Consider the following 12,246-nt stretch of genomic DNA (forward strand, 5'->3'; position numbering starts at 1 on the left):
TTAAGCCAGCCTATTTTGTAGGTGAACAAAGTGAGCAGTAAATCTCCTCTTTACGCAGCCATTGATCTTGGCTCAAATAGTTTTCACATGTTGGTGGTTCGCGAAGTCGAAGATGCCATTCGCACCATAGCCAAAGTAAAACGTAAAGTACGCTTAGCTGAAGGCCTAGATGATGACTTTAACCTAAGCCATGACGCGATGGTAAGAGGTTGGCAATGCTTGAGTTTATTTGCCGAACAACTGCAAGATATCCCAGCTGAAAATATTCGCATTGTCGGTACTGCCACTTTACGCTTAGCCAAAAACGTGAACACCTTTCTTGAACAAGCCGAAACCATACTCAACCATAAAATTGATATTATTTCCGGACTAGAAGAAGCAGCCACCATTTACCAAGGCGTGGCACAGACTAGCTGTGGTGAAGGTAATCGTTTAGTCATTGATATTGGCGGTGCCAGTACCGAGCTAGTGATAGGGGCAGCCTGTGATGCCTTACTGCTTAACAGTGTTAACATGGGCTGCGTTACTTGGCTAAAACGTTACTTCCCAGATCAAAAATTAAACGACACTAACTTTAACGCTGCGATCAACGGTGCTAAACAAGTACTAAAAGATGTCGCACAAGATTACCTTAATCTCGGTTGGCAAAACTGTGTCGGCGCTTCTGGTACCGTGCAGTCACTGCAAAACATTTTAAAAGCCCAAGGGCTTAATGAACAAGTCACCTTAGACAAGCTACTTGAACTGAAACAACAAAGCATTGAATGCGGCTCACTCGGCAAGTTAAAGTTACAAGGGTTATCCAGTGAGCGCTTAGCCGTATTTCCAAGCGGACTAGCCATTTTAATCGCTATTTTTGAATATCTTGATATTGATTCGATGACCTTAGCTGGCGGTGCGCTGCGTGAAGGTTTGGTCTACTCAATGATCGGTGAATCTCAATATCAAGGCGTGCGTGAACGCACCTTAAAAAGCCTAATAAGTCGTTATCAAATCGATCAAAAACAAGCACTACATGTTAAAAAGACGGCTGTGCAACTTTATAAAGCCATCACTAAAGTCATCGAATTAGACGATGAAGTGGCGTTACCCATGCTAACGAGTGCAGCGACCTTGTACGAAATAGGCCTATGTATTGAGTATAAAAAAGCACCACAGCACGCTGCTTACATAATTGATAATATCGATTTACCCGGTTTTACCCCTGCACAAAAACAGTTGCTTGCAGCTTTACTCTTTAACCAAAGAGGCAAGTTGGCGCTCGACATGTTTGCTCAGCAAAATGCCCTAGACTTAAGCCAGGCCATCAGTTTATGTCGATTACTCAGGCTTGCCATCATTCTTTGCATGCGTCGCACCAAGGGCTCTATCCCCAATTTCACCTTAAGTGATGATGATGGCGCATGGACTCTTAGCTTACCTTCAGGTTGGCTAGCAGAGCACGCATTACGTGCAGCAGAGTTAGAGATAGAAGTAGAGCAAGAATTAAAAGCAGGGTTACAATTAACACTCGTTGAACAGCCTTTTTAAACTCGCTTGCTTGATTTACTCAGACATAAAAAAACCTGCCGCAGCAGGTTTTTTTATCGCTCAGATTTAGTATTAAGTTAACGCTAAATTCAATTGCGAACGAAATGGCAATCGCTCTAACTTTTTTTCCAGCTCTAGCTGCGCCATTTGAATTTGCTGTAACTGCAAACCTGGACTGGTTTTTTGCTCATCCAACTCAAGTTGAATGTGTAATTCACGTCCCACTTTAGTTAAACCAGCCAAACGAAACTTCACTGGGCTTTTTGCATCTAAACTGTGCACACATTGGTCAACTTGTTTCTCTAAACTATCGTCCGCTTTCATGTGCAATATTTCACGTACCGCACCTTGCACCATATTCAGGGGCATACGTATAAAGTAACAACTTACCATTAACATCATCACCGGGTCAGCGTAAACGGCCCACTTAGCAAAGGGCGATGACTGCAGTAAAGCTGAAATAACAAAGCCAATCAATACAGCTAAGCTCAAGTAACCATCCATTTTCCACTGTGCATTTTCAGCTTCAAGTAAACCTGACTCTTCTGCTTTAGAAGCTCGGCTCATATAAGCAAAAATAACAAAACAGCCTATCGTGTTGATCACACCAATTAGCAGTGAAATATTGACATCAATTAAACGACCACCGGCGAAAAGAGACACCATAGCACCGTAAAAAGCATAGGCACATAAGATAAAAATGACACTGCCCTTGATGATCAGCACTAAAGGTTCAAAAATGGCACGGCCGAAAGGAAAAGCCTTGTCTCGAGGAGCGTCAATAATTCTGACAGCTAGTACAGATAATAATGTTAATGCAACACTGACTAAGGAATAAAAACCATCGAATGCAATAACCAAAGAACCCAGCATTAGACCAAACACAATAGACAAGATTGCAAAAAAAGCCGCCAACCATGCCGATAAAACCAGCAAACTTCGCTCTTTATTTGCGCTGTTACTCATATAACCCCCGAAACCATAAGATGACATGAGTGTCTGCTCAAATGTGTTTTTTTTCAAAAGGAGAAATAGTAAAAAGCCATACAAAAAACTCACAAAGAAATTTAACCATTTAAAATCAACACCTTAAAACCAAAATGTAGAGTCAATATATTTGACGCTGAGTGACAGCATTTTTTACGGGCGATTTATTAATGCTAATTGTGTCAGAAATGAAACAAAGAGGACAAAGCTAAAGCTTATAAAATAAGTCAACAAACTCAATTAGATGGGTGTGTTTTATGTAATTAGTAAGAAAATAGGTATTCCGTAACTTGCTCTGCTAACCACTCCATTGCTGGGTGGGTTTGGCTAAAATCAGGGGTTAATAAACAAAATTCCTCTTGTACCAAACCATAAGAGTGACGAATAACACCTAACTGTTCTTCGCGCAAATACGACTTAATTAAAGGCTCGGGCAACACGCCCCAAGCCGACTCTCGTAAAATCGCATCCAGCATGTGTTCAAAGCTATTAAAGCCGATAAAGCGACTTGCCATCGGTGCTAATTCGGGGTTTTCTTTAAGGTTCAAATAGGCCAAACACACTTGCAGTTCACGGCGTAAGTCAAAGTCTTCCACTCGACGCATTTTTGCCAACTTGTGTTCACTGCGACACACCGACATCATGCGTATTTTGCCTAAGCGCTGATATTTCAAGCTCGGCATATCATCTAACACGTAGTCAATGCCAAAAGCATAATCTACCTGCTTAAGCTCGATCATCGACGCCAAATCACCACTAGAAGCTTGCACTAGACTGAATGAGGTGGCGGGATACTTTTTACTTAACGCTAAGGAAGTATCACGCCAAAAATCACCGGGCAATGAATCATCACGAGCGATCCAGATTTCGGCAGCAAAGGTATCTTCTTTCGCGCGGCACATATTTTTTATACGATCGGCGGTGGAGACTAAGTTTTCGCAATCACGCAGAATCGTTTTGCCCGCTTCACTTAGCTCCAAGCGATTACCGGAGCGAATGAACAACTCAACGCCCAAGTCTTTTTCTAGGCTTTTTAACGCCATGCTTAGGCGGGTACGGTTACTGTTAAGTAAACGCGCCGCTTCAGCAATGGAGCCTAACTCTGCCACACGGCAGAAGATTTCAACTTGGGCTAAGTTCATCTGTTAGCTTATTCGCCAACCTCTTCCGTCGCCTTAGCTTCATTAAGCCAAGTCGCTACATCTTTAGCAAAGTAAGTTAAAATACCATCGGCGCCAGCCCGTTTGAAACACAATAGCGACTCAAGAACACACTCTCGCTCTTTTAGCCAGCCGTTGATAATGGCCGCCTTATGCATCGCATATTCACCACTCACTTGGTAAGCAAAGGTGGGGACGCCAAACTCAGATTTTACCCGCTGTACAATATCAAGATAAGGCATACCCGGTTTAACCATCACCATATCGGCACCTTCTTGCAAATCCATCGCCACTTCTTGCAACGCTTCGTTACTGTTAGCAGGATCCATTTGATAGGTCGACTTATTGCCACCTTTTAGATTACCGGCACTGCCGACCGCATCACGAAACGGGCCGTAGTAATGAGAAGCATACTTGGCGCTATAGGCCATGATCTGGGTATTAACAAAACCAGCAGCTTCTAGTGCTTCACGAATGGCGCCAATACGGCCATCCATCATATCCGATGGCGCAACTACATCTGCACCCGCTTCTGCATGAGATAAAGCTTGTTTAACTAAAATGTCAGTGGTGACATCATTTAGCACATAGCCTTGCTCATCAATAATGCCGTCTTGACCATGGATAGTGAAAGGATCCAGTGCTACGTCGGTGATCACACCTAACTCAGGGAACACGGCTTTCAAAGCGCGAACAGCTTTTTGTGCCAAACCTTTGGGATTATAGGCTTCTTCTGCCAATTCACTTTTTAGTCCTGCTGGCGTGACAGGGAATAGCGCCACAGCTGGCACTCCTAAGGCCACCAGCTCTTTGGCTTCTTCAAGCAATAAGTCAATAGAAACACGGCTGACACCCGGCATCGACTCCACCGCTTCACGGCGATTATTACCTTCTACAATGAACATGGGGTAAATCAAGTCATTGACACTTAAGGTGTGTTCAGCGACTAAACGACGAGAAAAATCATGCTTACGGACACGACGAGGGCGACGATGGGGAAATCCACCAACAAAATTAATCGACACGCGGCTACTCCTGTTGCTACTAAAGCGCTAAATAATACCGACACATTATCATAAAGGCAGGATTTTATCAGTGATTACAAGGCGGTCGCCGGTTTACGTGCGAGGCGCTTTTGCTGCAAGTGGTAACCGACAAAAGTCAGAAAAAATACGGCCAAACCATACAGCACATCCACGCCCATCAACAACGCAACGCCACCACAAAACAAGGTGGTGAACCAAGCCCAATATCGCCCTATCCCTGATAATAATTTAATGGCCGCTAGCCCCGCCGCTAAATAAATCAAGACAAAAACAGCATTAGCATACGCCAGTAAACTAGCAAACGACCAGTCTAGCCATGCGCGCAACCCCAGTACAGCAGCAATCAGCAATACCACCACTAACACGGCAAGTGCTGGGCTTGAATTTGCATTAGTTTGTCCCAGCCGTTTAGGGACATAACCCTGTTCGGCCATACTTGCGAGCATTCTAGCAAAACTCAACACATATAAGTTAACCGCACAAAAACACGCAATAAAGCCCACTAAAGCCATTAATCTATGGCCCCAATCACCCAACGCGGATTGCGCAACAAATAAGACAGAGAGCAGGTTTTTAGCTTCAGAGCCATAAGCGCTATATTTAAGCACAGCAATACTGAGCACAAAATAGATCGATCCAGCCATGAGCACCCCCAGAAAAACCGCACGTGGGAAATCAACTTCAGGCCGTTTAAAATCATTAGAAACATGGCAAATAGCTTCAATGCCGACAAAGCACCAAAAGATCGTTGCCATTGATTGCCCTAATTGCCACGGCATTAATTCTCCGTCAGGTAACGGCTGTTCTGACTGCCACAACGCCACACCACAAATGGCAATAATAATCGCTGTAACAATAAAGCTAAGCAGGGTTTGAAAACGCACCGAAGTGGTTAACTTCAATACATTAAGCAACAGAATAACCACTAACATTAGCAGCTCAATCAATATGCTTGTCGCGAGTGACCAATTAAATAACTGAGTTAAGTATGCCGCCCCAGTGATCAGCACAACGGGCGGCCCAATCGGCGCAATAGAGACGTATAACCAAGCTAAGCTCGCTGACGCTTTAGTGCCAAATGCCAATTTCACAAAGTGTGCAGTGCCGCCTTGATTCGCATAACGCTTACCTAGGGCTGCAAAAGTAAACACGATAGGTAAGATGGCAAACGCCATTAACAGCCAAGCCAACAAAGAATAAACACCCGATTCAGTCGCCACTAGCGCCGGCACCAATAATACTCCCGAGCCCAGTAACGTAGCCAACAGCATGCCGGCTCCCTGAATAACGCTAATATTGCCATGCTGTTTTGACATACACTTCGCTTAAAACGTTAAAAAATCAGTGTGCTAATAAATTCCTGATATGTCAATTAGCCCACTGTAAACCCTTAACCCTAGTATAATTTTTAGCTCGTAGTATATAGCCGATCAACTAGCAGCTGGATGCTTCAGAGCCTTACCTAAACGCGTATCAATGCATGCTGAAATTAAGCCCGTCTAGCCTGATGGGCTTTAGTTGCCACTAATATGAGAGTTTTGCCACCGCTCACATAGCCCAGCCTCCAGTTCTGTGTATCCAGTGTTAGCATCGCAGTAAGAAAATCGACCCATACATTTGCAACGAGCATTTTCAGGCTATAATAAAGTGTGGAGGCTGAGACATGCAGATAGATAACGTACAAAGTCTGAATATATCTCCTGCTTCAGGGGTGCAACCTGCAGCAGCAAGCCAAGTCGCGTCAAAAACCTTAGCGCCTTCACCACAAAAAGAATTTTTAGCTCTCTCCCAAGAGGCTGAGCGTCTAGCACAACAAAATCAAACCAGCGCGACCGATTCAGTCAAAGTCAGCGCATCCACCGGGCAAAGCTCGGCGCAAGGCTCCCTCACTGAGCAACAAGCCATTGCCTTGTATCGAAAAATAGCGAGCTTACTGTAGACGATATGGAGTTACTCTAATCCGAGTGAAAATAAATATCCCACCAATCTCATTAACCACGTGATAAAACTTGTTTCACTCTAGAACGTTATGATATTCCTAATACCAGCCAATAGACCCGCCTTAAAGTTGCTTAGGTATATTGCTTATTCACCCTCGGAGCTCGTATTTCAAGGAATGTCATTTGCGCTTTAATCTCATCACCCAGCTCGTTGTCACCTTATCCATCATCAGCCGTCCAGCTTGGGCTATCGAAGACAACAGTAATACTTATTCCTATGGGCTTGATTCCTTTACGCCAGAATGGGCTGAGAACGCACGTGAATCAAAATACAAACTAAAAGTGCAAAAAGGAGACTTTATCGCGGTTCCAATCCCGCTGTCAGACCCTACATTAGGCTCAGGTATTGTTGGCGTTGCGGCTTATTACTACGGACAAACTGAACAAGAAAAAGAACAGCAGCCGCCAAACGTGACACAATTATTTAGCATGTACACCAACAACAAAAGCTATGGCATTGGTATTAACCAACAGAATTATTGGCAACAAGATAAATGGCGCTTTAACGCTACCTTGGCTTATGCCGACCTACAGCTTGACCTACTTGATGAAAACATTGCCAATATCCCTTTTAAAGTGGGTTGGCAAATCAATGGTGTCTTTGCCAAGACTCAGCTACTTCGCAGTGTTGCTGATAATTGGTACCTCGGCATACAAGCGAAATGGATTGAGAACGAGCAAACTTTCTCTACCTCATTAGACCGCCAAGATTGGCTATTTGCATCACAAACGCAGTCCATTGGAGCGGGTGCACTACTACAATACGACAGCCGCGATAATCAAACCAACGCTTATAATGGTCAGCGCTTTGAACTGGACGCCATGTTTAACGACCAAGCCCTTGGTAGCACCAATACATACCAGTCCTACCAAATACGCTATCGTTTTTATAAGCAATTACTCACGCCATTAATTTTTGCATTCGAAGCAAGAGGCTGTAACAAAAAAGGTAATGCCCCGCTGTGGGATTACTGCACCATCGGCCTAAGAGGATTTTCTGCCACCAACTACCTTGATAAAACCAGTGTTTCCAGCCAAGCTGAATTACGATGGCGTGCTTGGAAGAACTTAGGATTTGTTGGTTTTGCTGGCGCTGGCGAGCATGCCAAAACCATTAACAGCCTTGGTGAGCATGATGCTATTGCAAGCTATGGCGTAGGAATTCGCTACATGGTGTTAGAATCACAACGAATTAATTTACGCGTGGATTACGCAAAATCTAATGACGATGATGCTGTGTACTTGTCGGTCACCGAGGCGTTTTAGATCTTTTCAGCTGTCGAGGTCAACAATGAAAGGTATCAGCAGAAAACTGTCACTCAGTATTTTGGCTTTTCTCGTTTTTTCTAATCATGTTGAGGCTACAGAACAAATCTATCAAACACCTGCAGCCTTAATACCTACCGAGATACCGACCACACCTATTGCTGGTTTGATCAACCCTTTGTTAGAGGCCGCCAATCCCCAACTGCTAGGCCAGTCCCTCGGTCAAATGCCCCTGCTCACTTTTATTTATCAAACACAGCAATACCAAATACTCTGGCGCGATAAGCAATACGCAGGTCAAGTGATCCAACTACTTGCGCAAGCTGACCAAGACGGGTTAAACCCTAACGACTATCATCTCGCCACACTGCAATCTTTGCACTTAAATTTACAACAAGCGAATCAACAAGCACTCGAGCCCAACGACCAAAGCAGCGCAGCGCAATTTGATATATTGCTCAGCGATGCCGTACTGACGTTTGCCCATCACCTCCATAATGGCAAACTCAACCCAGCAGAGCTTGACCCTACTTGGAATTATGATCCAGCCGCACTTGAGCATAATGCGACTTCAGTGCAACTATTGCAGCATATTCAACAACAAACCATTGCCGAACTATTCGAGCAGCAACGCCCACAATATGATTTATACGGTCAACTTAAACAGGCATTAGCACGCTACCGAGCCATCGCTGAGCGCTATCCATTTGAAGTGATCACAATTGACATAAAATCAATCAAGCCTGGAATGCTTCACCCTGCCATCCCACTGCTTAAAAAACGTTTGCAGCAACTTGGTTATTCCTTTCCCGAAATCACTAATGAAGCCTTTGAAAGCGCCCTAGAACGTGAACAAACGTATCACCTTGCATGGGTAGAAACGATCAAGCAATTCCAGCAGCACCATGATCTCGACACAGATGGTGTGATTGGCCCCGCGACATTAGCGGCATTAAATATCCCCTATCAACAGCGAGCGGAAAAGATCAAAATCAATTTAGAGCGAGCACGCTGGCTGGCAACTGATCTCAGCCAAGAGTTTATCATCGTCAATATAGCCGGATTTGAATTATTTTTTTATCAAAGCGGTCAATTAAACTGGCAAACTAAAGTAATGGTAGGCACTCCACTCAATGCCACTCCAGTATTTAAATCGCAGCTGCAATATCTTGAGTTCAACCCGACTTGGACAGTACCGCGCAGTATTTTAAAAGAAATGTGGCATAAGATTCTTAATGAACCTGATTACCTAATAAAGCAGCAGTACCAAGTGGTGCAAAATAATGGCCGTCCCGTTGAGTTAACAGAAATTGACTGGGAGGCCTATACGGCACGAAATTTTCCCTATCACTTAGTGCAGCAACCTTGGAAAAATAACGCCCTGGGACAAGTGAAGTTTATTTTCCCTAATCGGCACTCTGTTTTTTTACACGATACTCCGCAAAAACGTTTGTTTAACTCAGCACAACGCTCATTTAGCCATGGTTGTATTCGAGTTGAAAACCCCATGGAGCTAGCGCGACTATTACTCAATGATGATGCTAATTGGTCAGCACAAAACATTGCCCATGTTGTCGCCAGTGAAAAGCGGACACGAGTTAACATTAAACGGCCCATCGATGTATTTCTAATGTACTGGACCGTGAGCGTAAGTGGTGAAACGGTTAGCTTTCATCACGATCTATATCAACGCGATGACCTACTACTAAAACGACTATAAGTAAATCATACGCCGACTAAAAAGCTGAGTTACCTAAGCAAACTGAGCGGCCAACGTATTTTCGAAAACTTCAGCGCAGAGATGAAAAACGGCTTAAATTTATCCAACCACAGTGGTGAACTGACAGCCCATAGGATTAATGTTACAAGCATCAATCACTCGCGTTTCTACCCAGCTAATACTATCAACGACCACAATTCCCTTGCCATGACTTGCCGTGCTCCATACTTAAACTGCTGCTATTCAAGAGAAAAACCCCGACAATATTTGGGAATTTAATCCCATTTAAATGCGATAGATCTCATTCTAGTAAAATTGAAATTGACCCTATGGCAACGGGAAGATACATTCAGTTTAGAATTTATTTTGTCATAAAAGTGTCACAAAAGACTATTTAATAATTTTTCGCCTCATATTAATCAAGGAGTTGTAATGTTTAACAAGATTGTTGTTGCTATGTTAGCAGTAGGTGCTATGGCACAAGTTAATGCCAAATCAATGGATAACCTGTCACTAGAATTAGGCCCATCTGTGCTCAATACCGAACTATCCTCTGCTTCTGGTTTAGTTTCTCACGGTAAAGCACTATATGCGGTAGGTGATGACTCACCTTGGTTATTTAAACTCAACCAACGCTTTAATATTAAAGATAAACACCTAATCAAAGACTATCCAATGACCGAAGACGGCCGCATTGTCAAAGCAGTTAAGCCTGACTATGAAGCAATGGCAATGGTAGAGCACGAGTTAAAAGACTGGTTCCTTGTTTTGGGCTCAGGCAGCAAAGCGGAGGTGCGTGAATGGGGTTACATGATCGCCAAAAACACCAAGCAACAGATTGAGACATCACTTGCGCCTTTATACGCTCAATTATACCAAGCAGGTGGTTTTAGTGGTGACCAAGAGTTGAACATCGAAGGCTTAGCCATTGCCAAAGACAAAGCGTTCATCTTTAACCGTGGCAACTCAGGCGGCAATTTGATCTTTATGCTAGATAAAGCTGAGCTAGTTGATTACATGGTTGGTAAAACCACTCAAGTAACTGAGCTAAAAACCTTTAACGTAACGCTACCGACCGTGGCAGGTTTTGAAGCTGGGCTATCTGGTGGCGAATTCTGGGTTGAAGGTAAATCACTTGTCTACACAGCCTCAGTTGAAGCAACAGGTGATGCTTATAACGATGGTGAAATCTTGGGTAGCTTTATCGGCCTTATTCCATTAAAAGCATTCAAAAAAGAGCAGCAAAACATTGATTTAACCGCTACCTCTGTACCATTGCTAAACGAAATAGGTGAGCCAATCATCACCAAAGTTGAGTCTATTGCTATTGTAGAAAGTGACAAAGAGGAAATCTCTGGCGCACTTGTTAGCGATAACGATGACGGTACTAGCGAGTTCTTCTCATTTGAACTAGAAGTGGAATAGAAAGAACCCACACTATTGAGATACTAGCTATCGCGACCCAATAAAAATCACCGCCGCGCTATTATCTTGATCTTATTAATATCACTAAGCTCACCTACCCTTATCCCTTTAGGTGAGCTTTTCCTCTCTACCTAGCTAAGGTAACATGCACACTTCCACTCATATCAGGAACACCAGCATGAAAGCCAGCGCCGTCCATATCTTAGTTAAGCAACGTGATAAATGTGAAAAGCTGAAACAACAGCTCGACAAAGGTGCCGATTTCGCCAAACTCGCCAAACTTCACTCTGTTTGCCCTTCAGGCAAAAAAGGAGGATTTTTAGGCGAATTCCGTAAAGGCACTATGGTTAAAGCCTTTGATGATGTTGTCTTTAAGCAAGAGCTCTACAAAGTGCACGGCCCAATCAAAACCAAATTTGGCTTTCACCTAATTAAGATCCTCTATCGTAGTTGATAGCTTATTACCCAGCTAAGCTGTAAAATAGGTACATCCACCAACAACTCCCATACACTTTCTAGCTTAGAAGCCGCTATTGTAGTGGTACAACTATTTTGGCCACCTGATTAGAGGTGATAAGATCACCGTAACTAAGCAGGTATCAATATGTCAAAACGTACAAGACTAACTTATTCACCAGAATTCCGACTAGAAGTTGCCCAAGAAATCGTCGACAAGGGGCGCTCAGTTCGCGAGGTTGCTGAGTCACTAGAGTTAGGCAAGTCAACCGTCGATAAATGGGCAAGACAGCTTAAAGAAGAGCGAAATGGCAACCTATCGAGTGCCATGCCGATGACGCCAGACCAAGTCAAAATACGCGAGCTAGAGCGTAAGATTAAACGCCTTGAAGAGGATAACACCATCCTAAAAAAGGCTTCCGCTCTCTTGATGCAGGACTCGCTCAAAGGTTCGCGTTAATAAGGGAGCTAAGCGCCTATTGGGGTGTTGAACGGCTGTGTAAGGCATTTAAGGTCAATCGTAGTAGCTATCGTTATTGGGTCGAGCGTCGTCATGAGTTAGACCCCAAAAGGCTGAAACTCATCTCTGAGCTGAAGCGCTGGTTTGGTAAAAGTTGTGGTTCGGCAGGTCAAAGGACGTTGCAGGTATTGCTCGC

General features: G+C 43.8%; 11 protein-coding genes. 7 read left to right on the forward strand and 4 right to left on the reverse strand.

Annotated features, from left to right (window positions below; translation table 11 throughout):
- Nucleotides 1–30: 30 nt before the first annotated feature.
- Nucleotides 31–1,530 carry a guanosine-5'-triphosphate,3'-diphosphate diphosphatase gene (gene gppA / locus Q4519_RS10815; RefSeq protein WP_303512123.1) on the forward strand — a complete coding sequence of 500 codons (1,500 nt, stop codon included), beginning with the start codon at nt 31–33 and terminating at the stop codon, nt 1,528–1,530.
- Nucleotides 1,531–1,602: 72 nt separating this feature from the next.
- Here gppA and Q4519_RS10820 read toward each other — a convergent pair whose 3' ends face one another.
- The 4 genes from Q4519_RS10820 to yjeH form a co-directional block, all read right to left on the reverse strand.
- Nucleotides 1,603–2,496, reverse strand: coding sequence for a cation diffusion facilitator family transporter (locus Q4519_RS10820; RefSeq protein ID WP_232801563.1), 894 nt, complete (start codon nt 2,494–2,496; stop codon nt 1,603–1,605).
- 284 nt (nt 2,497–2,780) lie between these two features.
- Nucleotides 2,781–3,659 (reverse strand): LysR family transcriptional regulator, encoded by an 879-nt coding sequence (locus Q4519_RS10825; protein WP_232801562.1) that lies wholly within the window; start codon nt 3,657–3,659, stop codon nt 2,781–2,783.
- A gap of 8 nt (nt 3,660–3,667) precedes the next feature.
- Nucleotides 3,668–4,702: a porphobilinogen synthase gene (gene hemB / locus Q4519_RS10830; RefSeq protein WP_232801561.1), complete on the reverse strand. Its 1,035-nt coding sequence runs from the start codon at nt 4,700–4,702 to the stop codon at nt 3,668–3,670.
- A 74-nt stretch (nt 4,703–4,776) separates the two neighbouring features.
- Nucleotides 4,777–6,039, reverse strand: a complete 1,263-nt coding sequence (yjeH, locus tag Q4519_RS10835; protein ID WP_303512124.1) for an L-methionine/branched-chain amino acid transporter — start codon at nt 6,037–6,039, stop codon at nt 4,777–4,779.
- 347 nt (nt 6,040–6,386) lie between these two features.
- On the opposite strand from yjeH, the gene Q4519_RS10840 reads away from it, so the two are divergent.
- The 6 genes from Q4519_RS10840 (at nt 6,387) to Q4519_RS10865 (ending at nt 12,050) form a co-directional block, all read left to right on the forward strand.
- The gene (locus Q4519_RS10840) at nt 6,387–6,662 is read left to right on the forward strand and encodes a hypothetical protein (protein ID WP_232801559.1); all 276 of its coding nucleotides are present in this window, start codon (nt 6,387–6,389) and stop codon (nt 6,660–6,662) included.
- 184 nt (nt 6,663–6,846) lie between these two features.
- Nucleotides 6,847–7,989 carry a BamA/TamA family outer membrane protein gene (locus tag Q4519_RS10845; RefSeq protein ID WP_303512125.1) on the forward strand — a complete coding sequence of 381 codons (1,143 nt, stop codon included), beginning with the start codon at nt 6,847–6,849 and terminating at the stop codon, nt 7,987–7,989.
- A 25-nt stretch (nt 7,990–8,014) separates the two neighbouring features.
- Nucleotides 8,015–9,709 (forward strand): murein L,D-transpeptidase, encoded by a 1,695-nt coding sequence (locus Q4519_RS10850; RefSeq protein WP_232801556.1) that lies wholly within the window; start codon nt 8,015–8,017, stop codon nt 9,707–9,709.
- A gap of 432 nt (nt 9,710–10,141) precedes the next feature.
- Nucleotides 10,142–11,134 carry a hypothetical protein gene (locus Q4519_RS10855; protein ID WP_233051470.1) on the forward strand — a complete coding sequence of 331 codons (993 nt, stop codon included), beginning with the start codon at nt 10,142–10,144 and terminating at the stop codon, nt 11,132–11,134.
- 178 nt (nt 11,135–11,312) lie between these two features.
- Nucleotides 11,313–11,588 (forward strand): peptidylprolyl isomerase, encoded by a 276-nt coding sequence (locus Q4519_RS10860; RefSeq protein ID WP_232801554.1) that lies wholly within the window; start codon nt 11,313–11,315, stop codon nt 11,586–11,588.
- A gap of 150 nt (nt 11,589–11,738) precedes the next feature.
- Nucleotides 11,739–12,050 carry a transposase gene (locus tag Q4519_RS10865; protein WP_303512130.1) on the forward strand — a complete coding sequence of 104 codons (312 nt, stop codon included), beginning with the start codon at nt 11,739–11,741 and terminating at the stop codon, nt 12,048–12,050.
- Nucleotides 12,051–12,246 lie beyond the last annotated feature (196 nt).

Source organism: Motilimonas sp. 1_MG-2023 (genome assembly GCF_030547455.1).
GTDB lineage: Bacteria > Pseudomonadota > Gammaproteobacteria > Enterobacterales > CBDFNC01 > Motilimonas.

Coding starts and splice junctions, on each gene's coding strand:
- Q4519_RS10820 (WP_232801563.1), bottom strand. CDS start 2,496: ATGAGTAACAGCGCAAATAAAGAGCGAAGTTTGCTGGTTTTATCGGCA.
- Q4519_RS10825 (WP_232801562.1), bottom strand. CDS start 3,659: ATGAACTTAGCCCAAGTTGAAATCTTCTGCCGTGTGGCAGAGTTAGGC.
- yjeH (WP_303512124.1), bottom strand. CDS start 6,039: ATGTCAAAACAGCATGGCAATATTAGCGTTATTCAGGGAGCCGGCATG.
- Q4519_RS10840 (WP_232801559.1), top strand. CDS start 6,387: ATGCAGATAGATAACGTACAAAGTCTGAATATATCTCCTGCTTCAGGG.
- Q4519_RS10850 (WP_232801556.1), top strand. CDS start 8,015: ATGAAAGGTATCAGCAGAAAACTGTCACTCAGTATTTTGGCTTTTCTC.
- Q4519_RS10855 (WP_233051470.1), top strand. CDS start 10,142: ATGTTTAACAAGATTGTTGTTGCTATGTTAGCAGTAGGTGCTATGGCA.
- Q4519_RS10860 (WP_232801554.1), top strand. CDS start 11,313: ATGAAAGCCAGCGCCGTCCATATCTTAGTTAAGCAACGTGATAAATGT.
- Q4519_RS10865 (WP_303512130.1), top strand. CDS start 11,739: ATGTCAAAACGTACAAGACTAACTTATTCACCAGAATTCCGACTAGAA.